Source organism: Azotobacter chroococcum (genome assembly GCF_002220155.1).
Classification (GTDB): Bacteria; Pseudomonadota; Gammaproteobacteria; order Pseudomonadales; family Pseudomonadaceae; genus Azotobacter; species Azotobacter chroococcum.
Genome location: NZ_CP011835.1, coordinates 529794 through 551757 on the forward strand (window position 1 = coordinate 529794; position 21964 = coordinate 551757).

General features: G+C 67.6%; 18 protein-coding genes. 3 read left to right on the forward strand and 15 right to left on the reverse strand.

The annotated features are described in order from the left end of the window. Positions 1-10: 10 nt before the first annotated feature. The 15 genes from ACG10_RS02475 to ACG10_RS02545 form a co-directional block, all read right to left on the reverse strand. Complete coding sequence (locus tag ACG10_RS02475; RefSeq protein ID WP_089167000.1) at positions 11-391, reverse strand: rhodanese-like domain-containing protein; 381 nt, start codon at positions 389-391, stop codon at positions 11-13. Then, a complete protein-coding gene (locus tag ACG10_RS02480; protein WP_089167001.1) occupies positions 375-2189 on the reverse strand; it encodes a SulP family inorganic anion transporter in 1815 nt (604 codons plus the stop codon). Before ACG10_RS02480 ends, ACG10_RS02475 begins: the two co-directional genes overlap by 17 nt. Then, complete coding sequence (locus ACG10_RS02485; protein ID WP_089167002.1) at positions 2189-3931, reverse strand: bifunctional protein tyrosine phosphatase family protein/NAD(P)/FAD-dependent oxidoreductase; 1743 nt, start codon at positions 3929-3931, stop codon at positions 2189-2191. Before ACG10_RS02485 ends, ACG10_RS02480 begins: the two co-directional genes overlap by 1 nt. Before the next feature lie 21 nt (positions 3932-3952). After that, complete coding sequence (locus ACG10_RS02490) at positions 3953-4819, reverse strand: MBL fold metallo-hydrolase (protein ID WP_089167003.1); 867 nt, start codon at positions 4817-4819, stop codon at positions 3953-3955. A 232-nt stretch (positions 4820-5051) separates the two neighbouring features. Continuing rightward, a complete protein-coding gene (locus ACG10_RS02495) occupies positions 5052-6314 on the reverse strand; it encodes a multifunctional CCA addition/repair protein (protein WP_089167004.1) in 1263 nt (420 codons plus the stop codon). Positions 6315-6472: 158 nt separating this feature from the next. Continuing rightward, positions 6473-8035 (reverse strand): SpoVR family protein, encoded by a 1563-nt coding sequence (locus tag ACG10_RS02500; protein ID WP_089167005.1) that lies wholly within the window; start codon positions 8033-8035, stop codon positions 6473-6475. Then, positions 8032-9306, reverse strand: coding sequence for a YeaH/YhbH family protein (locus ACG10_RS02505; protein WP_089167006.1), 1275 nt, complete (start codon positions 9304-9306; stop codon positions 8032-8034). Before ACG10_RS02505 ends, ACG10_RS02500 begins: the two co-directional genes overlap by 4 nt. A gap of 105 nt (positions 9307-9411) precedes the next feature. Further along, positions 9412-11334, reverse strand: coding sequence for a PrkA family serine protein kinase (locus tag ACG10_RS02510; RefSeq protein WP_039801520.1), 1923 nt, complete (start codon positions 11332-11334; stop codon positions 9412-9414). Positions 11335-11688: 354 nt separating this feature from the next. Next, entirely contained in the window at positions 11689-12027 is a 339-nt protein-coding gene (glpE, locus tag ACG10_RS02515) for a thiosulfate sulfurtransferase GlpE (protein WP_089167007.1), read from the reverse strand. Positions 12028-12097: 70 nt separating this feature from the next. Next, positions 12098-12925: a symmetrical bis(5'-nucleosyl)-tetraphosphatase gene (locus ACG10_RS02520; RefSeq protein ID WP_089167008.1), complete on the reverse strand. Its 828-nt coding sequence runs from the start codon at positions 12923-12925 to the stop codon at positions 12098-12100. Then, on the reverse strand, positions 12925-13305 hold the full coding sequence (gene apaG / locus ACG10_RS02525; protein WP_039801526.1) for a Co2+/Mg2+ efflux protein ApaG: 381 nt from the start codon (positions 13303-13305) through the stop codon (positions 12925-12927). The genes ACG10_RS02520 and apaG overlap by 1 nt, the downstream gene beginning before the upstream one ends. Positions 13306-13345: 40 nt before the next feature. After that, positions 13346-14164: a 16S rRNA (adenine(1518)-N(6)/adenine(1519)-N(6))-dimethyltransferase RsmA gene (rsmA, locus tag ACG10_RS02530; RefSeq protein WP_039801528.1), complete on the reverse strand. Its 819-nt coding sequence runs from the start codon at positions 14162-14164 to the stop codon at positions 13346-13348. Positions 14165-14293: 129 nt separating this feature from the next. Beyond that, a complete protein-coding gene (pdxA, locus tag ACG10_RS02535) occupies positions 14294-15292 on the reverse strand; it encodes a 4-hydroxythreonine-4-phosphate dehydrogenase PdxA (RefSeq protein ID WP_089167009.1) in 999 nt (332 codons plus the stop codon). Next, positions 15289-16587, reverse strand: coding sequence for a peptidylprolyl isomerase (locus tag ACG10_RS02540; protein ID WP_089167010.1), 1299 nt, complete (start codon positions 16585-16587; stop codon positions 15289-15291). The genes pdxA and ACG10_RS02540 overlap by 4 nt, the downstream gene beginning before the upstream one ends. Next, entirely contained in the window at positions 16562-19318 is a 2757-nt protein-coding gene (locus tag ACG10_RS02545; protein ID WP_089167011.1) for an LPS-assembly protein LptD, read from the reverse strand. The genes ACG10_RS02540 and ACG10_RS02545 overlap by 26 nt, the downstream gene beginning before the upstream one ends. A 132-nt stretch (positions 19319-19450) precedes the next feature. Here ACG10_RS02545 and ACG10_RS02550 point away from each other — a divergent pair, with 132 nt between their 5' ends. The 3 genes from ACG10_RS02550 to ACG10_RS02560 are packed head-to-tail and all read left to right on the forward strand — an operon-like array spanning position 19451 to position 21901. Then, a complete protein-coding gene (locus ACG10_RS02550) occupies positions 19451-20473 on the forward strand; it encodes an aminoglycoside phosphotransferase family protein (protein WP_089167012.1) in 1023 nt (340 codons plus the stop codon). Further along, positions 20470-21138: an N-acetylmuramate alpha-1-phosphate uridylyltransferase MurU gene (gene murU / locus ACG10_RS02555; protein WP_089167013.1), complete on the forward strand. Its 669-nt coding sequence runs from the start codon at positions 20470-20472 to the stop codon at positions 21136-21138. Before ACG10_RS02550 ends, murU begins: the two co-directional genes overlap by 4 nt. A gap of 1 nt (position 21139) precedes the next feature. Then, the gene (locus ACG10_RS02560; protein ID WP_039801541.1) at positions 21140-21901 is read left to right on the forward strand and encodes a DnaJ domain-containing protein; all 762 of its coding nucleotides are present in this window, start codon (positions 21140-21142) and stop codon (positions 21899-21901) included. Positions 21902-21964 lie beyond the last annotated feature (63 nt).

The window sequence follows — 21964 nt, forward strand, 5'->3', positions numbered from 1 at the left end:
GGCGCGGCCCCTACTCGAAGGTCGGCAGGCTCGGCGTGGCCACTGTCTTGCCGGCCGTGCTCCAGGCATCGAAGCCGCCGGCGATCGACTGCACCTGCAGGTAGCCCATGTCCTGCAGGGCGCAGGCGGCCAGGGCGGCGCGGCCACTGGTCTTGCAGTAGAGGACGATCTTCAGGTCGCGGGACGACAGCTCCGGCGTGGCGCTGAGCCTGAACTCCAGCAGGCCGCGCGGAATGTTCACCGCGCCGGGGATGTGGCCGGCGTGGAATTCCTCGGCCTCGCGCACGTCGAGCAGCACGTCGGCGTCGCGGATCGCCGCCTCGGCGGCGTCGAGTTCGACTTCGTGGATGCGGGCCCTGGCGTCGGCCACCAGGTCATGGGCGCTTTTCATGGTCGTTTTCCTGCCGTGTGGATTGATGGGGGAGGGAGCTGCTAGCGCGTTCCTGGCCGCGTATGCCGAGGGCGCGCCGGGTGGTCTGCGGGTCGAGTGCGGCCAGCGCCTCGAACTGGCTGAGGAACACCCGGCCGCCGAAGTGCGCGAGGAAGTCGGAGCGCTTGAGGCGGTCCATCACCGGCCCTTTCACTTCCGAGAGATGCAGCTGGATGCCGGCGGCGTGCAGGCGCACGCCGATCGCCTCGAGGCTTTCCAGGGCGCTGGCGTCGATCAGGTTGACGCCCGGGCACATCAGCACCAGGTGCTCGGCCTGCGGATGCTCGCTGACCAGATCGGCGATGCGGTCTTCCAGGTAGCGCGCGTTGGGGAAGTACAGGCTCTCGTCGACGCGGATCGACAGCACCTTCGGGCTTTCCACCACGGCGAAGCGTTTGACGTTGCGAAAGTGCTCGCTGCCCGGCAGCTGGCCGACCACGGCGATGTGCGGCTGGCTGGTACGCCAGAGGAACAGCAGCAGCGACAGGCCGACGCCGACGAGGATGCCGGCCTCGACGCCGATCAGCAGCACGCCGAGCATGGTCGCCGCCATGGCGGCGGCATCCTGCCTGGAGTAGCGCCAGGTGCGTTCGAGCGCGCCAAGATCCACCAGTGTGAGTATCGCGACGATGATGGTGGCCGCCAGCACCGCATGGGGCAGGTTGTGGAACAGCGGGGTGAAGAACAGCACGGTGATGGCGATGCCTACGGCGGTCAGGGCGCCGGCCATGGGCGTCTGCGCGCCGGCGTCGAAGTTCACCACCGAGCGCGACAGGCCGCCGGTGACCGGGAGGCCGCCGCTCAGCGCCGCAGCCAGGTTGGCGCCGCCCAGGCCGACCAGTTCCTGGTTCGGCTCGATGCGCTGGCGGCGCTTGGCGGCCAGGGTTTGCGCCACCGATACCGACTCGACGAAGCCGATCAGGCTGATCAGGATCGCCGCCGGCAGCAACTGCATCGTCAGCGCCGCATCCAGCGGCGGCAGGCTGAGCGACGGCAGGCCCTCGGGAATCCTCCCGACCACGCGCACCCCGGCGGCGCCCAGCTCGAACAGCCAGACCACCAGCACCGAGAGCAGCAGCGCCACCACCGGCCCGGTGCGGGTCAGGGTGCCGGCGACCCTGGCGGTGCAGCCAAGGGTGCGCAGCCAGCCGTTCAGCCGCGTGCGCGCCAGATAGAGGAAGAGCAGGCTGGCGACGCCGATGGCCAGGGTCGGCAGGTTGGTCTGCGGCAGGCCGCGGGCCAGGGCGCCGAGCAGCTGGAGGGCGTTCTCGCCGTCGGCCTTGATGCCGAGGATGTGCTTGAGCTGGCCGAGGGTGATGAGGATGCCCGAGGCGCTCATGAAGCCGGAGATCACCGGATGGCTGAGAAAGTTGGCGAGAAAGCCCAGGCGCAGTACCGCCATCGCCAGCAGGACCAGGCCGGAGAGCAGCGCCAGCAGCAGGGCGGCGGCGTTGTACTCGGCGCTGCCGGCGGCGAACAGCGGGCCGAGCACGCTGGCGGTGAGCAGCGAGAGCACCGCCGCCGGGCCGACCGCCAGGGTGCGGCTGGTGCCGAACAGGGTATAGGCCACCAGCGGCAGGATGCTGGCATACAGCCCGGTGACCGGTGGCAGGCCGGCGAGCATGGCGTAGGCCAGGCTCTGCGGGATCAGCATCAGGGTCACGATCGCCGCGGCCAGGCCGTCCTTGCCCGCTGCCTCGCGATCGTACTGGCGTGCCCACTCCAGGCACGGCAGGTAGCGGGCCAGCCGCTCTTTCATCACTTTTTCTCCCGGGTGAAGTCGCAGGCGGCCGGCGATTCCACCGGGCGCGGCTCGAAGTCCAGATGTTTGGGTTCGGCCAGCCACTCGTGGCCCTTGAGCATCAGGTCGAAGTAGATGCCCGGCATCCACTTGGTCTTCAGCTCCCAGGCCAGGCGGCGCGGCACACGCGGGTCGAAGGGGAAGGTCGGCAGCAGTTTGCCGCCGTAGCCGAACTCGGCGAGGATCACCTTGCCGCGCTCGACGGTCAGCGGGCAGGAGCCGTAGCCGTCGTAGACCGCCCGCGGACCGCGGCCGGCGAGCACGCTGAGGACATTCTCGGCCACCACCGGCGCCTGCTTGCGCACCGCTGCGGCGGTCTTGGCATTGGGCGCGGCGCACACGTCGCCGAGGCTGAAGATGTTGCCGTAGCGCGGGTGGCGCAGGGTTTCGTGGTCGACCTCGATCCAGCCGTCGGCGTTGGCCAGCGGGCTCTGGCGGACGAACTCGGGGGCGCGCTGCGGCGGCACCAGGTGCAGGAGGTCGAACTCGCGCTCCACCAGGCTGGTGGAACCGTCAGCGGCGGTGACCTTGAACCAGGCCTTGTGCGCCTCGCCGTCGACCTTCACCAAGATGTTGTTGAAGTGGAGGTGGGCACCGTAGCGCTCGACGTACTTCATCAGCGGCGGCACGAAGTCGGCGACGCCGAACAGCACCGCGCCGGCCGAGCAGAAGTCCACCTGGATGCTCGACAGCACACCCTGCCTGAGCCAGTGGTCGCAGGACAGGTACATGGCTTTCTGCGGCGCCCCGGCGCACTTGATCGGCATCGGCGGCTGGGTGAACAGCGCGCGGCCGTGGCGCAGGGCCTGCACCTGCTGCCAGGTGTAGGGCGCCAGCTCGAACTCGTAGTTGCTGGTCACGCCGTGCTTGCCGAGGGTTTCCCGCGCACCCTCGATGGCGTCCCAGTCGAGGGCCAGGCCCGGGCAGACGATCAGTGCGCGGTAGCCGAGGCGGCTGCCGTCTTCCAGCACCACCTGCTGCTGGTCGGGCTCGAAGTCGCTGGCGGCGGCGCGGATCCACTGGGCCTTGGCCGGGATGCAGCGGGCCATGTCGCGCTCGGTGCGCGCGCGGTCGAACACCCCGGCGCCGACCAGGGTCCAGCCCGGCTGGTAGTAGTGCTGATCGCGCGGCTCGACGATGGCGATGCGCAGGCCGGGATCGCGCTTGAGCAGGCTGGCGGTCACCGCGCAGCCGGCGGCGCCGCCGCCGATCACCAGCACGTCGTAGCGCGGGGTATGGGCGAACTGCGCCGGCGCCAGCGGCTGGTTGGGCAGGCTCTGCCAGCGCTGCTCGAGGCGCGGCTGCAGGGCCGTGAGGTCGTAGCCGGCGGCCTTCGCCGTCGCCAGCAGGATTTCGGGATCGAGGTGGTGGGCCTCGGCCAGCGCCCACAGGGTGGTGGAGCGGGTGCCGGTGCGGCAGAAGGCCAGGACCGGACCCTTGACCCGGTCCAGCAGTCCGCGGAAGGCGGCGACGTCTTCGTCGCTGATCCTGCCGGAAACCACGGGCAAATGGTGGTACTCGAGCCCCGAGTCTTCGGCAGCGATGCGCAGGGCCTCGCTGCTCGGCTGGCCCTCGCCTTCGTTGTCCGGACGGTTGTTGATCACGCTGCGGTAGCCGCTGGCGGCGAGCAGGCCCATGTCCGCCGGTTCGAGCTGGGCGGCCACGCCGATGAACGGGGTGAGGCGCTTGATCGGTTGCATCCTGGGGGCCTCCTGGCGGAGTCAGAGCACGTCGAGCGGGATCTTCAGGTAGCGGGTGCCGTTGCTCTCGGCCGGCGGCAGTTCCCCGGCACGCATGTTGATCTGCACCGAGGGCAGGATCAGGGCCGGCATGTCGAGGGTGGCGTCGCGGGCCTGGCGCATGGCGACGAACGCTTCCTCGCCGATGCCCTCGTGGATGTGCACGTTGTGCGTGCGTTCGGCGCCGATGGTCGTTTCGTAGCGGTGCTCCTCGCGCCCCGGCGCCTTGTAGTCGTGGCACATGAACACGCGGGTCGCGTCCGGCAGGCGGAACAGCTTGTCGTGGATCGAGCGGTACAGGGTGCGTGCGTCGCCGCCGGGGAAGTCGCAGCGGGCGGTGCCGTAGTCGGGCATGAACAGGGTGTCGCCGACGAAGGCGGCATCGCCGATCAGGTAGGTCATGCAGGCGGGGGTGTGGCCCGGCGTGTGGAGGGCGCGGGCCTCGATGCCACCGACGGTGAAATGTTCGCCGTCGTGGAACAGGTGATCGAACTGGCGGCCGTCGGTGGCGAATTCCGCTTCGGCGTTGAACAGCTTGCCGAAGGTGTTCTGCACCACGGTGATCCGGTCGCCGATGGCCAGCTGGCCGCCGAGCTGTTCCCTGAGGTAGTGGCCAGCGCTCAGGTGATCGGCGTGCACGTGGGTTTCCAGGATCCACTGCACGCTCAGCCCCTGCTCGCGGACGTGGGCGATCAGGCGGTCGGCGCTCTGGTGCGAGGTGCGACCGGCGGCGGGATTGTAGTCCAGCACGGGGTCGACCAGTGCGCACTGGCGGGTTTGCGGATCGCTCAGCACATAGCTGTAGGTGGAGGTGGCGGGGTCGAAGAAGGCTTCAACATGGGCGTTCATAAGGTGATTCTCCCTGCGTGCCCGGGATACCCGGTGGCATTTCGTGGGAATCAGCTTAATAGCTCTTTTTGATATATGTTTATATTTTTATTTCATATACAAAGTTTTTTAAGTATCCACCCAGGGGTGCACTTCCTCATCGGCCTGTCGAGTGGTCGCTGGCGGGACAGGCGGCACCCCTGCGGCACGGATGGGGCGTCCGCGGCAGGAGCGGTATCGATACCGCGTTTCGTCAGGATCGGGGAGTTTCCGGAGGATCGCTCGGCTCGCCCAGTGCCTCGGCCTTGTAGGTTTCCAGCGCCCGGAGCCGTTCGCGCTTGAGCGCCTCACCCAGGGCGGCGCCCTCGAGCCCCCTTTCCAGCAGCGGCTGGACCGTTACCGCCCGGACGGCAGCGGCGGCGCCGCGCAGGTAGCCGGCCTGGGGGTAGTCACGCTGTTCCAGGCCGAGGCGGCCGCGGGCGTCCATCTCGCAGGCGGCGATGAACTCCTCGAAACGCTGCGGGCGGCGATAGACGTCGAAGCGCTGCAGCAACTCGAGCAGGGTGGATGGGCGCAGCTCCAGGGCGCGATGGCCGTGGCTGTGGTATTCGCCGACCAGCAGCGCCAGTTCCTGGCAGTCGCGCGGGGCTTTGCAGCGCGTGTTCACCGCGCGTATCGGCTTCAGGCCCTTGCGTTCGTGGGCGATGTGCCGCGGCCACTCCTCGGCAGGCATCATGCCCTTGCCCAGGTCGTGGAGGAGGCAGGCCCAGCGCACGGCCAGCGGTTGTGCGTGCTCGGCGCACTGGCGCAGCACGGCGAGCACGTGTTCGCCGGTGTCGATTTCCGGGTGGTGGGCGGCCGGTTGCGGCACACCGAACAGGGCATCGACTTCCGGCAGCAGCTCGCGCAGGGCGCCGCAGTCGTGCAGCGTCCGAATGAAGACGTCCGGCCGTGGCTCCATCAGGGCACGGGAGATTTCTTTCCAGCTGCGCTCGGCGGTGAGCGCCTGCAGCTCCCCGGATTCGGCGAGCTGACGCATCAGCGCCAGGGTTTCCGGGGCGATGCGAAAGCCCAGGGGCGCATAGCGGGCGGCGAAGCGCGCCACGCGCAGGACCCGCAGTGGGTCTTCGGCGAAGGCCGGGGAGACATGGCGCAGCCACTTTTCCTGAAGATCGCGCTGGCCCTGGCAGGGGTCGATCAGCCGGCCCCCGGCGTCCTCGGCCATGGCATTGATGGTCAGGTCGCGGCGCAGCAGGTCCTCCTCGAGGGTCACCTCGGGACTGGCATGGAAGGTGAAGCCGCCGTAGCCGCGCCCGCTCTTGCGCTCGGTGCGGGCGAGGGCGTATTCCTCACCGGTTTTCGGGTGCAGGAATACCGGAAAGTCCGCGCCGACCGGGCGAAACCCCTGGGCCAGCAGCTCTTCGGCGCTGGCGCCGACCACCACCCAGTCGACCTCGCTGATTGGCCGCTCGAGCAGACGATCGCGTACCGCACCACCCACTTTATAGATTTGCATGTCCACCTCCTGGGCAGAGCATAGCGGCTGGGTGGGGCTGGGGGAATGGCGCGGGGACGGGCAGGCCGCGCCCGGCAGCGACTGCCGCCGATCGGCGGCACTCGCTGCGAGGGAGAAGGGGGAGGGAGCCGCCCGCGGAGCGGTGGCGGCCGGGGCGATCAGATCGGCGGGATGGCCAGGTCCAGGCGCGGGTAGCTCTCGTCGTCGCCGTCACCCCTGGGCGGCATGTGGTAGCTGTTGACGATCCGCTCGCCCTGCACCGACTCGAGGTGGATGTCGAAGCCCCACAGCCGGTGCAGGTGCTTGAGCACGTCCTCGGTGGAGTCGCTGAGCGGCTTGCGGTCGTGCTGCTGGTGGCGCAGGGTCAGCGAGCGGTCGCCGCGCCGGTCGACGCTCCAGATCTGCACGTTCGGTTCGCGGTTGCCCAGGTTGTACTGGGCGGCAAGCAGTTCACGCACGGTGCGGTAGCCGTTGTCGTCATGGATGGCGGACACCAGCAGCTCGTCCTTCTGGTCGTCGTCGACGATGCTGAACAGCTTGAGATCGCGGATCACCTTGGGCGAGAGGAACTGCAGGATGAAACTCTCGTCCTTGAAGCTCTGCATGGCGAACTTCAGGGTGCTCAGCCAGTCGCTGCCGGCGATGTCGGGGAACCAGCGCTTGTCCTCCTCGGTCGGGCTCTCGCAGATCCGGCGGATGTCGCGGTACATGGCGAAGCCCAGCGCGTAGGGGTTGATGCCGCTGTAGTAGGGGCTGTCGAACGGCGGCTGGTAGACCACGCTGGTGTGCGACTGGAGGAACTCCATCATGAAGCCGTCGGTGACCAGCCCCTCGTCGTAGAGGTCGTTGAGCAGGGTGTAGTGCCAGAAGGTCGCCCAGCCCTCGTTCATCACCTGGGTCTGGCGCTGCGGATAGAAGTACTGGGCGATCTTGCGCACGATGCGCACGACCTCGCGCTGCCAGGGCTCGAGCAGCGGCGCATGCTTCTCGATGAAGTAGAGGATGTTCTCCTGGGGTTCGGCGGGCCAGCGCGAGCGATCCTTTTCGCTGCCTTTTCCGGAGGCGCGGGGAATGGTTCGCCAGAGGTCGTTGATCTGCCGCTGCAGGTGCTCCTCGCGGTCCTTCTGGCGGCGCCGTTCCTCCTCCGCGGAGATCGGGTAGGGACGCTTGTAGCGGTCGACACCGTAGTTCATCAGGGCGTGGCAGGAGTCCAGCAGCTCCTCCACCGCATCGATGCCGTGGCGCTCCTCGCACTGCATGATGTACTGCTTGGCGAACACCAGGTAGTCGACGATCGAGCTGGCATCGGTCCAGGTGCGGAACAGGTAGTTGCCCTTGAAGAAGCTGTTGTGACCGTAGCAGGCGTGGGCGATCACCAGTGCCTGCATGCACATGGTGTTCTCTTCCATCAGATAGGCGATGCACGGATCGGAATTGATCACGATCTCGTAGGCCAGCCCCATCTGCCCACGCTTGTAGCCCTTCTCGGTGGCGAGGAAATGCTTGCCGTACGACCAGTGGTGGTAGCCGATCGGCATGCCCACCGAGGCGTAGGCATCCATCATCTGCTCGGCGGTGATCACCTCGATCTGGTTGGGATAGGTGTCGAGTGCATAGCGTTCGGCGATGCGGCCGATTTCCTTGTCGTAGGCCTGGACCAGCTCGAAGCTCCACTCCGAGCCGGTGGAAATCGGCTGGCCCTTTCTCTCTCTCGGGGTCATGTCACAAGCCTCCGCTGGAAGAGTTCGCGGAACACCGGATAGATGTCGGCGGCCGACACGATCTGCTGCTGGGCGAAGGACTCGGAGAACGCCTCGCGGACGCCCTCGTATTCGTACCACAGCGCCTGGTGTTCCCGGGGGGTGATCTCGACGTAGCTGTAGTACTGCACGAAGGGCATGATCTGTTTGATCAGGATGTCCCGGCAGACCGGCGAGTCGTCGTTCCAGTTGTCGCCGTCCGAGGCCTGGGCGGCGTAGATGTTCCACTCGTTGACCGGGTAGCGTTCGGCCATTACCTCCTGCATCAGCTTGAGGGCGCTGGAGACGATGGTGCCGCCGGTTTCCCGGGAATAGAAGAACTCCTCCTCGTCCACTTCCTTGGCGCTGGTGTGGTGACGGATGAACACCACGTCGATCTTGTCGTAGCTGCGCTTGAGGAACAGGTAGAGCAGGATGAAGAAGCGCTTGGCGATGTCCTTGGTCGCCTGGGTCATGGAGCCGGAGACGTCCATCAGGCAGAACATCACCGCCTTGGAGCTGGGGTTGGGCTGCTTGACCAGCAGGTTGTACTTGAGGTCGAAGGTGTCGAGGAAGGGCACCCGCTCGATGCGCGTGCGCAGGCGGGCGATTTCCGCCTCCAGTTTCTGGATGTCGCCGAAGTTGTCCGGCTCCTCGATCTTCAGCCGTTCCAGTTCGGCCCTGGCCTCGCGCAGCTTGGCGCGGCTGCTACCGGACAGGGCGATGCGCCGGGCATGGGCCGAGCGTAGGGTGCGGACGATGTTGATCCGCGAGGGGTTGCCCTCGCTGCTGATCCCGGCGCGGACCGTCTTGAAGGTGTCGGCGCCGGTGATGTGGCGCTTGATCAGATTGGGCAGCTCGAGGTCCTCGAACATGAAGTCGAGGAACTCCTCCTGGGTGATCTGGAAGACGAAGTCGTCCATGCCCTCGCCGCTGTTGCTGGCCTTGCCGGAGCCGCTGCCGCCGCCCCCGCCGCCGGACGGGCGCGGGATGCGTTCGCCGGCGGTGAATTCCTTGTTGCCCGGGTGGACGATGGTCTGCTTGCCGCCACGGCCGTGGTGCAGCACGGGCTCGTCGATGTCGCGGCCGGGAATGCTGATCTGTTCGCCGTGCTCCATGTCGGTGATGGAGCGGCGGCTGACCGCCTCCTCCACCGCCTTCTTGATGTGATCACGGTACCGCCGCAGGAAGCGCTGGCGGTTCACCGTGCTCTTATTCTTGCCGTTCAGGCGTCGGTCGATCACATAACTCATAGGCCCCTCCGGGGAGCTGCCAGCCCCGAGCCGCAAGCTGCAAGCGGAGCCGAGCTCTGGGGCTTGCTTCCGCCTGCAGCTTGAAGCGTGTGGCTTGCGGCTGGATTACTGCGACTTCCGGACCCGCAGGTACCACTCGGAGAGCAGCCTGACCTGCTTCTCGGTGTAGCCGCGTTCGACCATGCGCGTGACGAAGTCGTTGTGCTTCTGCTGGTCTTCCTTGCTCGCCTTGGCATTGAAGCTGATGACCGGCAGCAGGTCCTCGGTGTTGGAGAACATCTTCTTCTCGATCACCACGCGCAGCTTCTCGTAGCTGAGCCAGCTGGGGTTCTTGCCGTTGTTGTTGGCGCGGGCGCGCAGCACGAAGTTGACGATCTCGTTGCGGAAGTCCTTCGGATTGCTGATGCCGGCCGGCTTCTCGATCTTCTCCAGCTCCTCGTTGAGGGCCACGCGGTTGAGGATCTCGCCGGTTTCCGGGTCGCGGTATTCCTGGTCCTGGATCCAGAAGTCGGCGTACAGCACGTAGCGGTCGAAGATGTTCTGCCCGTACTCGCTGTAGGACTCGAGGTAGGCGGTCTGGATCTCCTTGCCGATGAAGTCGATGTAGCGCGGCGCCAGGTATTCCTTGAGGTAGCGCAGGTAGCGCTCGCGCACCTCCGGCGGAAACTGTTCCTGCTCGATCTGCTGCTCCAGCACGTAGAGCAGGTGCACCGGGTTGGCGGCGACTTCGTGGGGGTCGAAGTTGAACACCTTGGAGAGGATCTTGAAGGCAAAGCGGGTCGACAGGCCGTTCATGCCCTCGTCCACCCCGGCGTTGTCACGGTACTCCTGGATCGACTTGGCCTTGGGATCGGTGTCCTTGAGGTTTTCGCCGTCATAGACGCGCATCTTCGAGTAGATGTTGGAGTTTTCCGGCTCCTTCAGGCGCGAGAGCACGGAGAACTGGGCCAGCATCTTCAGGGTGTCCGGCGCGCAGTGGGCCTTGGCCAGCGAGCTGTGGGTCAGCAGCTTGTCGTAGATCTTGATCTCGTCGGCAACGCGCAGGCAGTAGGGCACCTTGACGATGTAGATACGGTCGATGAAGGCCTCGTTGTTCTTGTTGTTGCGGAAGCTGTGCCACTCGGACTCGTTGGAGTGGGCGAGGATGATGCCGGTGTAGGGAATCGCGCCGAGGCCTTCGGTGCTGTTGTAGTTGCCTTCCTGGGTGGCGGTCAGCAGCGGATGGAGCACCTTGATCGGTGCCTTGAACATCTCGACGAACTCCATCAGGCCCTGGTTGGCACGGCACAGCGCGCCGGAATAGCTGTAGGCGTCGGCGTCGTTCTGCGAAAATTCCTCCAGCTTGCGGATGTCGACCTTGCCGACCAGCGCGGAGATGTCCTGGTTGTTCTCGTCGCCCGGCTCGGTCTTGGCCACCCCGACCAGGTTGAGGATCGAGGGATACAGCTTGACCACGCGGAACTGGCTGATGTCGCCGCCGAACTCGTTGAGCCGCTTGGTCGCCCAGGGCGACATGATGGTGGAGAGGTAGCGGCGCGGAATGCCGAAATCCTCTTCGAGGATCTCGCCGTCCTCGGCGGCATTGAACAGCCCCAGGGGCGACTCGAACACCGGCGAGCCCTTGATCGCGTAGAAGGGCACCTTCTCTATCAGCTGCTTGAGCTTCTCGGCCAGGGAGGACTTGCCGCCACCCACCGGACCCAGGAGGTAGAGGATCTGCTTCTTCTCTTCCAGGCCCTGGGCTGCATGGCGGAAGTAGGAGACGATCTGCTCGATGCAGTCTTCCATGCCGTGGAAGTCGGCGAAGGCCGGATAGCGGCGAATGACCTTGTTGGAGAAGATCCGCGACAGCCGCGGGTCGACAGAGGTGTCCAGCAACTCCGGCTCGCCGATCGCCATCAGCATCCGTTCGGCTGCCGAGGCATAGGCGCTGCGGTCCTGCTTGCACAATTCGAGGTACTCCTGGAGGGAGTACTCTTCCTGGCGCGTCGTTTCATAGCGTTGTTGAAAGTGGCTGAAGATACTCATGTCGTCACCTCGTTCGATGCCCAGAGCCGGCTTTGGTTGAAGCGTTTGGGTGTTGGCGGTTCGCTGGCGCAGGCCAGCCGATGAAATCCCCCATGCCCGAAGGTCATTGCCTTGAAGTGTAGTAGCAAGCCGTGTGCCGGCTTTGCCAGATGTGGACGGCGTAAGAACAAGAATAGTTCGGTATCGACAGTAGCACGGTTGCGCGAGGAAAAGACAAGGGGGCGCGCGAGTGCCCGAAGGTGTCGAACGGCGGCGGTCGGGAGCGGGAAAAACGGCGGATTTTCAGCGCTCAAGGCGGCGCCCGACCCGTTTGGCGGGTCGGGAAAACAGGGCTCGGACTAGCTCAGGCGGGGCTCAGGCAGGCTGATCCGCCGCCCCCTGCGCGACCTCGTCGGGGAAGGTGGCGCGCCACAGCTCGAAGCCGCCGTCCAGGCTGTAGACCTCGGCGAAGCCCTGCTGGGCCAGGTAGGCCGCGGCACCCTGGCTGGAGTTGCCGTGGTAGCAGGCGACGATCAGCGGCCGCTCGAAATCCGCCCGGGCCATGAAGTCGGCGAGGGACTGGTTGTCCAGGTGGTGTGCGCCGGCAATGTGGCTCTGGGCGTAGCTCTGCAAGTCGCGGATGTCCACCACCACGGCGCCCTGGGTACGCAGGAGCTGGGCCTGCTGGGGCGGGATACGACGGAATTCGCTCATGGATGCACCTCGATGGCTGGAGCTGGTCGCTCTTCACTGGGGAGAAGCTAACCGATCCGGGGCCGTCCCACTAGCCGCCCTTGGCATTCTTGCAGTCGCAGCGGTGATACTCGCCGGTGTCCACGTTGAGCAGGGTCAGGGCGCCGCCCCAGACGCAGCCGGTATCCAGGGCGATCACCCCGGGCTCGTCGCAGCGCCCCCCCAGCGCGGCCCAGTGGCCGAAGAGGATCTTCTGCCCGCGGGTCTTGCGCCGGGAGTGGCTGAACCAGGGGGCGAAGCCGTCCGGCGCGGTGCCCAGGCCTTCCTTGCTCTTCAGGTCGAGGGTGCCGTCGGGGCTGCAGAAGCGCATCCGCGTGAGGTAGTTGGTGATCACTCGCAGGCGCGCCGTGCCGCGCAGGCGGCCGTTCCAGCGCAGCGGCTCGTTGCCATACATGCCGTCGAGATATTGCGGCAGCCGGGCATCGTCGCGGAGGACTTCCTCGACCTCGCCGGCCAGGCGCAGCGCCTTCTTCAGCGACCATTGGGGTGGAATGCCGGCATGCACCAGGACGATGCCCCGCTCGCCATCATGGTGCAGCAGCTTCTGCTGGCGCAGCCAGTCGAGCAGCACATCGCGATCGGGCGCCTCGAGGATTTCCCGCAGCGTGTCGCTCTTCTTCAGGCGCTCGATGTCGTGCGCCACGGCCAGCAGGTGCAGGTCGTGGTTGCCCAGCACGCTGGTCACCGAGTCGCGCATGGCATGGAGGAAGCGCAGGCTTTCCAGCGACTGCGGGCCGCGGTTGACCAGATCGCCGGTCAGCCACAGGCGATCCCGGGCCGGATCGAAGGCGACCCTGTCCAGCAGGCACTTGAGGGGTTCCAGGCAGCCTTGCAGATCACCGGTTGCATACAGCGCCATCAGTGCAGGGCCCCCGGCACGGCCAGGCGGAACGGGCGGATCGGTGCGTCGAAGGCGTGGCCGTCCTCGGCGACCATCTGGTAGCTGCCCTGCATGGTGCCGACCTGGGTGGCGAGCAGCGTGCTGCTGTCGTAGTTGTGGCTCTGCCCCGGGCCGAGCAGCGGCTGCATGCCGACCACGCCGGGGCCGCGGACCTCCTGGACATGGCCGTCGCCATCAGTGATCAGCCAGTGGCGCGAGAGCAGCTGGGCCGGCAGCGTGCCGTTGTTGCGGATGGTCACGCTGTAGGCGAAGGCATAGCGGTTCTGCTCCGGCTGCGACTGCTCCGGCAGGTAACGGGTCTCGACGCTGACGTCGATCTGGTAGCGGGGATCTGACATGCGTTGGCTCTGTTGGCGGATGGCTGGATGGGATTCGAGCTCAGGGGAGCGGGCTGTGTTCCTGGGTCCGTGCATGCAGGCGATCGGCCAGGCGGACGAAGGCGGCCAGGTCCAGCTGTTCGGGGCGCAGGCTGCCGTCGACGCCGGCGGCCTCGATGTCCGTGGCGTCGAGCAGGCCCTTGAGGGTGTTGCGCAGGGTCTTGCGGCGCTGGTTGAAGGCCTCGCGGACGACGCGCTCGAGCAGGGCGGGATCCTCGGCCGGATGTGGCAGGGTTTCGTGGGGGACCAGGCGGACGATCGCCGAGTCGACCTTCGGCGGCGGATTGAAGGCGCCCGGGCCGACATTGAACAGGTGCTCCACCCGGCAGTGGTACTGGACCATGATCGACAGCCGTCCCCAGTCGCCGCCGCCCGGCTCGGCGGCCAGGCGCTCGACCACCTCCTTCTGCAGCATGAAGTGCATGTCGCGGATCAGACCGGCGTGCTCCAGCAGATGGAAGATCAGCGGAGTGGAGATGTTGTAGGGCAGGTTGCCGACGATGCGCAGACTGTGCGGCGTGCTGCACAACTGGGCGAAATCGAACTTCATGGCATCGCCCTGGTGCAGGTGGAAGTTCGCGGCGAGGCCGAACTGCAGCTTGAGCAGAGGGATCAGGTCGAGGTCCAGTTCGATGACGTCGAGCCGTGCGCCACTGCCGAGCAGTCCCTCGGTCAGCGCGCCCTGGCCCGGGCCGATTTCGACCAGGTGTTCGCCGGCGCGGGGATGGATGGCGCGCAGGATGCGGTGGATGACCCCGGCGTCGTGCAGGAAGTTCTGGCCGAAGCGCTTGCGCGCGCGGTGCTGGTACAGCTCGGACATGGGAGGGCTCCAAGCTTCAAGCCACAAGCTCAAAGCGAATGCAAAAAGATGCAGTTTAGCAGTGAGGTGGCGGCAAGCTTCAAGCCGTACGCGGCAGAAAAGCCCGCAAGGGCTGCAGCGCCTCCCGCGTCAGCCGCCCTGCGGCCGGCCGGCGGTCATCTGGTAGGCGGTTTCCAGCGCCACCTGCAGGCTGCCGGTGTCGACCCGGCCGCTGCCGGCCAGGTCCAGCGCGGTGCCGTGATCGACCGAGGTGCGCACGATCGGCAGGCCGAGGGTGACATTGACCGCGGCGCCGAAGCCCTTGTACTTGAGCACCGGCAGGCCCTGGTCGTGGTACATCGCCAGCACCGCGTCGCAGTCTTCGAGGTGCCGGGGAGTGAACAGGGTGTCGGCCGGCAGCGGGCCGACCAGTTGCAGGCCTTCGTCGCGCAGGCGCTCGAGCGTCGGCTCGATCACCTCGATTTCCTCGCGGCCCAGGTGGCCGCCCTCGCCGGCGTGCGGATTCAGGCCGCAGACCAGGATGCGCGGGCGGGCGATGCCGAACTTGCCGACCAGATCGGCATGCAGGATGCGCGTCACCCGCTCCAAGCGCTCGGCGGTGATGGCGTCGGCCACCGCGCGCAGCGGCAGGTGGGTGGTGACCAGCGCCACGCGCAGGCCGACGGTGGCGAGCATCATCACCACCTGCTGGGTGCCGGTCAGCTCGGCGAGGAACTCGGTATGTCCGGAGAAGGGGATGCCGGCCTCGTTGATCACGCCCTTGTGCACCGGCGCGGTGATCATGCCGGCGAAGTCGCCGGCCAGGCAGCCCTGCCCGGCGCGCTTCAGGGTTTCCAGGACGTAGGCGGCGTTCGCCGGGTCGAGGCGCCCGGCCTGCGCCGCGGCGCGCAGCGGGGTATCCCAGACGTACAGGCGGCCGGCCGCGGCGGGGGTGCTCGGCCAGGCGTCCGGCGTCACGGGAAGCAGCTCGATGGCAAGGCCCAGCTGGGCGACGCGTTCGGCGAGCAGGGCGCGGCTGGCGATGGCGATCAGCACCTGGGGCTGGGCCTGGCGGGCCAGCAGCAGGCACAGGTCGGGACCGATGCCGGCCGGCTCGCCGGGGGTGAGGGCGAAGCGTCGCGGGCTCACAGCTTGCTTTCCACGTAGGCCTCGTCGCGGATCTGGCGCAGCCAGGACTGCAGCTCCTCGTCGTACCGGCGGTTGCGCAGCACGTTGAGTGCCTGCTGCTCGCGGACCTGCGTGCTGCTGTCGGTGGCGCGACGGCCGAGCACTTCCAGCACGTGCCAGCCGAACGGGCTCTTGAACGGCGGCGACAGCTCGCCGGCGGGAGTATTGGCCATCATCTCGCGGAATTCCGGCACCAGGATATTCGGATCGATCCAGTTGAGGTCCCCGCCGTTCAGCGCCGAGCCCGGGTCTTCCGAGAAGCTCTTCGCCAGCTCGGCGAAGTCCTCGCCGTTGCGGATGCGCTCGTGGATGCGCTCGATCAGGCGCCTGGCCTCGGTCTCGCTGCGGATCTCGCTGGGCTTGATCAGGATGTGGCGGACGTGCACCTCGTCGCGGACCTGGACGCTGCCGCCGCGCTTTTCGAGCAGCTTGAGGATGATGTAGCCACCCGGGGTGCGCACCGGTTCGGTGACGCCGCCGACCGGCAGCTGGCTGACCAGACCGTCGAACGGCGGCGGCAGCTGGGCCGCCTTGCGCCAGCCGATCTCGCCGCCTTCGAGGGCGGTCTCGCCGGCCGAGCGGGCGATCGCCAGCTGGGCGAAGTCGGTGCCCGAGCGCAATTGCCGGTAGATCTCCAGCACCTGCTGCTCGGCGGCCTGGATCTGCTCCGGGGAGGCGCCGTCGGACAGCGGAATGGTGATGTTGGCCAGGCGGAACTCCTCCGACAGCTGCAGCTTGCCGAGCTCCGAGGCGAGGAAGTTCTGCACCTCGTGATCGCTGATCTGGATGCGGTCGGCCACCACGCGCTGGCGGACGCGGCTGATGACCATCTCGCGGCGCACCTGCTCGCGGGCGTCGTCGAAGGACAGGCCGTCGCGGGCCAGGGCGGCCTGGAACTGTTCGAGGCTCAGGCCGTTGCGCTGGGCGATGGTGGCCATCGCCTGGGCCAGCTCCTCGTCGCCGATGCGGATGCCGGCGCGTGCGCCGATCTGCAGCTGGATGTTCTCCAGGATCAGCCGCTCCAGCACCTGTGCGCCGAGCTGGTCCCGCGGAGGCAGCTGGGCGCCGCGCTTGGCGATGGTCTGCTCGACCTCGCGCAGGCGCTGCTCGAGCTGGCTCTGCATGATCACGTCGTTGTCGACGATGGCGACGATGCGGTCCAGCGGGCGCACCTCGGCGTGCACCGCGCTGCCGAGCAGCAGGGTGGCCAGCAGCAGCGGGCGCAGGCGCTCAGTTAGCTTTTTGTTGCTCTTCACGTTCGAGGTACCCTTCGATGCCTTGGTCGAGGAAGGCCTCCACCTTGTTGCCCATCACGCCGCCGAGGCCCTTGAACACCACCTGCAGGAAGATGCCCTTGTCGGCTTCGTCGTTCTGGTCCGGGTCGAGGTCATTCTCGTCGTAGCCGATCCAGTAGCGGTTGATCAGGCGCAGCTTCCAGCAGCAGCTGTCGTACTCGAAGCCGCCGAAGGCTTCCAGGGTGCGGCTGCGGCTGTAGTCGTACTGCCAGCGGGCGATGGCGCTCCAGTGCGGGGCGAGCGGCCAGATGGTCGAGAAGTCGTGCTGGTCGATCTTGTAGTAGTCCTTGATGTAGTTCTCGTCGCCCGGCTTGCCGAAGTCGGTGCTGTAGTCCCAGGTGCCGTTGGACTGGTTGTAGCGCATCACGTCGTTGCGGTAGCGATAGCCCAGGTTGACGATCTTGTTCGGATTGTCGGCCGGCTGGTAGTGGAACATGACGTTGCTGGAGCGCGGGTGGTGGTCGTCCGGGTCCCAGTTGAATTCGGAACTCAGGCGCCAGTCGCGATTGAAGCGGTACATGTACTCCAGGGCGTAGGGCGAGACCTTGGATTCGGAGTCGTCGCGGTTCTCGTAGTCGACGCGCGGCATCTGCACCCGGCGATCCTTGAAGTAGAAGGTCTGGCCGAAGCTGATGCGCTGGCGCTCGAAGCCGTTGGCCTCGATCCAGCGGCTGGTCACGCCGAGCGACAGCTGGTTGGCGTCGCCGATGCGGTCCTTGCCGCTGAAGCGGTTGTCGCGCCACAGCGAGGCGTAGCTGAATACGTGCTCGCCGGTGTCGAACACCGGGATGTCCTCCTGGTCGCGGTACGGCACGTAGAGGTAGTACATGCGCGGCTCCAGGGTCTGCCGGAAGCCCTTGCCGAACCAGTTGACCTTGCGGTCGAAGTAGAGGCCGCCGTCCAGACTGTAGAGCGGCACGGTGCGGTCCGGGCTGTCGTCGAAGCTCTGGCTGCCGAGCGTGGCCTTGCCCTTGGCGTCCAGATCCAGATCATAGCGGGTGTGGGCGATCTTGACCGAGGGCTTGAGGTAGCCCCAGGTCCATTCCAGCGGCAGGCTGACGCCCGGCTCCAGGTGGGTGCGGTCGCCTTCGGCGCGGTCCAGGCCCGTGATTAACTCGTCATACCAAATCTGTGGTTCACCGTTCTCCTTGATGAAGTTGCCAGTGCGCAGGTCGCGCTCGAACTTGGCGTACTCGGTGCCGTAGGTGAAGTTCAGGCCGTACGGCTGGAACGGCAGGAAGCCGTCGATGCTGACCTGCGGCAGGATATCGTAGGGCGTGCGGTCGGCGATGGTGGTGCGCTCGAAGGCATGCACGTTGAGGCGCGCGGTGTAGGTGTCGCCGCGCCAGGTCAGGCTGCCGCGCTGGTTGAGGAAGTCCGGCTGGTCGATGCCGAGGTTGGTCTGCAGGTCCTGGAAGTAGTAGGGGTCGCTGATGTCGGTGTAGTCGACCTCGGCCAAGAGGCGTGAGCTCAGCCCGCCGGTGTGCTGCCAGCTGTACATCCAGCGCTGGTCCTCGTAGTCCGACTGCAGTTCGCGCTCGTCTTCCTTGTCGTTGCCCATGTAGGCCGCGCCGACCTGGCCCTCGCTGGTCTTGGTCAGGTAGCGGAACTCGCCTTCCAGCAGCGTGCCACGATCGGCCATGTAGGTCGGGTAGAGCGTCGCGTCGTAGTTCGGCGCCAGGTTGAAGTAGTAGGGCGCCTGCAGGGTGAGACCGCTGTCGCCCGAGACGCCGAAGCTCGGCGTCAGGAAGCCGGACTGGCGACGGTCGTCGATCGGGAACCGGATGTACGGGGTGTAGAATACCGGCAGATCCTTCACCCGCAGCGTCACGTTGGTCGCGCTACCCTGGCCGGTGGCCGGGTTCAGCTTGATGTTCTTGCCCTTCAGGGTCCAGGCGTTGCTGCCCGGTTCGCAGGTGGTGTAGGTACCGTCCCTGAGGCGGATGATCGCGGTTTCCTCGCGCTTGGCGATGAGCGCGCTGCCGCGGGCGTGGGCGCCGTGGATGACGTACTCGGCGTTATCCACCCGCACCTCGCCGTTGTCCATCTGGAGCTCGGCGCGGTCGCCGACGACCAGGATGCCCTTGTCGCGCATCTTGACGTTGCCGGCCACCTCGCCCTTGTTCTCCAGCTGGTGCAGGCGCGCCTCGTCGGCCTCCACCTGCATGCTGCCCTGGCGCAGGACCACGTCGCCGGCGATCGAGGCGATCTGCTTCTCCTGGTCGTAGCGCGAGGCCCGGGCGGAAACGTAGGTCGGCGCATCGCGCATCGGCGTGTCGTCGTCCATGCCCACCCGCGGTGGCTCGATGTAGGCGCCGGCGCAGTAGGGGCCTGCTTCCGCCAGTTGCGCCGGGGTCAGCTTCTCCCGCGGCACCCAGTCCAGGTGGCTGTAGTCGGCGCTGCGCGAGGCCAGGGCAAAGCCCTCGCTCTCGGTGACCAGGGTCGCCGGCGCCTCCTCCCGGCCAGGGCCGGCCGGTTCGCCGGCGGCTGCCGCGGTGCCGGCCTCGTGCGGGCGTGGCGGCCGGGGCTTGGCGCTGGCCTTCGGCGCGCAGTCCCAGCCGCCGGTGGCGGAGGCCTGGCAGTCGAACTGCTCGGCGGCGAGCAGGTGGGCCGAACCCAGGACCAACAGGCTACCGGTGACCAGAAGAGGGAACTTTCTGCGGAACAAAGAGCGGGGAGGAGTGAGGGCCATCTGAGTTTATGTCCGGGCTTCCTGTGCGCCAACAGCCGGTGCGGCACAGCCTGCGATAGGCTGGAGTAAGATCAACCATAATAAATCAATGCGTCTGGCAACGGCTAGGTCCGTGGAAGTAGGGGGTAGTAGATGTCTGTGGATGGTCGATTGGAAAACCTCGAGCGCTGGCTGGAGCGCTGTCTGCCGGCGCTGTTCGCCGAATACGGCTGGGCGACGCCGGGGCCGGCGAGCCTGACCCCGGCGAGCAGCGATGCCAGCTTTCGCCGCTATTTCCGCTGGGAGGACGGCGAACGCAGCCTGATCGTCATGGATGCGCCGCCGCCCCAGGAGGATTGCCGGCCGTTCGTCAAGGTCGCCGGGCTGCTCGCCGCGGCCGGCGTGCACGTGCCGGAGGTGCTCGCCGCCGACCTCGAGCAGGGCTTCCTGCTGCTGACCGATCTCGGCCGGCAGACCTACCTGGAGGTCATCGACGAGAGCAATGCCGATGCGCTGTTCGAGGACGCCCTCGGAGCTCTGCTGGCCTTCCAGGGTCTGCCGCTGGACGCCGGCCTGCCGAGCTACGACGATGCCCTGCTGCGTCGCGAGCTGCAGCTGTTCCCCGACTGGTATCTGCAGCGCCATCTCGGCCTCACCCTGGAGGGCGAGCAACTGGCCGCCTGGCAGCGCATCTGCGACCTGCTGGTGGACAGCGCCCTGGCCCAGCCGAAGGTGCTGGTGCACCGCGACTACATGCCGCGCAACCTGATGCTCAGCGAGCCCAACCCCGGCGTGCTGGATTTCCAGGATGCGGTCTACGGCCCGGTCACCTACGACGTCACCTGCCTGTTCAAGGACGCCTTCCTCAGCTGGCCGCAGGCGCGTGTCGACGTCTGGCTGGAGCGCTACTGGCAGAAGGCGAGCGCGGCCGGCATCCCGGTGCAGGCGCGGCTTGAGGACTTCCTGCGCGCCAGCGACCTGATGGGCGTGCAGCGCCACCTCAAGGTGATCGGCATCTTCGCGCGGATCTGCCATCGCGACGGCAAGCCCAAGTACCTGACCGACGTGCCGCGCTTCTTCCGCTACATCGAGGCGGTGCTGGCGCGCCGGCCGGAGCTGGCCGAGTTCGGCACGCTGCTCGCCGGCCTGCCGCGCCCCGCGGAGCAGCCGGCATGAAGGCGATGATCCTGGCCGCCGGCAAGGGCGAGCGCCTGCGCCCCCTGACCCTGCACACCCCCAAGCCGCTGGTGCGCGCCGGCGGCGTGCCGCTGATCGAGTACCACGTGCGCGCCCTGGCCGCTGCAGGCTTTCGCGAACTGGTGATCAACCACGCCTGGCTCGGCGCGCAGATCGAGGCCTACCTGGGCGATGGCGCGTGCTTCGGCGTGCGCATCGCCTACTCGGCTGAGGGCGAGCCGCTGGAGACCGGCGGCGGCATCCACCGCGCCCTGCCGCTGCTCGGCGAGGCGCCCTTCCTGCTGGTCAACGGCGACATCTGGACCGACTACGCCTTCGCCGGCCTGCGCCGGCCGCTTGCGGGCCTCGCCCACCTGGTGCTGGTGGACAACCCGGCGCACCACCCCGAGGGCGACTTCCGCCTCGAGGACGGCCGCGCCTGTGCCCGTGGCGAGCAGGCCGGGCTGACCTACAGCGGCATCGCCGTGCTCGACCCGGCGCTGTTCGCCGGCTGCCGGCCGGGGGCCTTCAAGCTGGCGCCGCTGCTGCTTGCCGCGATGGCCGAGGGACAGGTCGGCGGCGAGCACTTCCGCGGGCGCTGGGTGGACGTCGGCACCCACGAACGTCTCGCCGAGGTCGAGCGGCTGCTGGCGGAGCCGTGCTGAGGTGGTCTGGCCGTTCGCCCTGCTGGGCGCCCTGGCCGGTCTGCTGCTGGGCGGACTGCCCGGGGCGGCACTCGGCGCTCTGCTCGGCCTGCTGCTCGACCGCCGCCTGAAGCTGCGTTCCTGGCGGCAGCTGGCCGAGCGCCTGGGCCTGCGCCCGGCGGAGGACGACCACGAGCTGCTGTTCCATCTGCTCGGTCGCCTGGCGCGGCGCGAGGGGCCGGTGCAGGAAGCCCATCTGCGTCAGGCCTGCCGCGAGATGGGCGAGCTCGGCCTGGATGAGCGGGCGCGACAGGTCGCCAGCCGGATCTTCGCCCACGGCATGCTCGGCGTCGACGGACTGCGCCGCTCGCTGCAGCGCCTGAGCGGCCAGGCCGAGCGCGTCGAGCGCCTGCTGCGCGCCTGCTGGCGGATGGCCTGGGCCGACGGCCGGGTGTCGCCCGCCGAGCGCGAGCTGGTGCTGCTCTGGGGGCGCTGGCTGGGGCGCAGCAGCGCCCAGGTCGAGGCGCTCGGCCGCGACTGCGCGCCGCTGCCGGCACCGCCCGAGGCCGACGGCTACGCGCAGGCCCTGCGCCTGCTCGGCATCCACGCCGACAGCGATCCGGATACCGTCAAGCGTGCCTATCGCCGGCTGCTCAGCCGGCACCATCCGGACAAGCTGGCCGGCGCCGGGGCGAGCCCGGCGCGGCTGCACAGCGCCACGGCGCGCACCCGCGAACTGCACGAGGCCTACCGGCTGGTCCGCGACCGCCACGGCTTTCGCTGAGGCCTCCGAACGGAGCGCTCCCGGCCGGCCGCCCCCTGCGCTAGAGTGGCAAAAGGAAGGCCG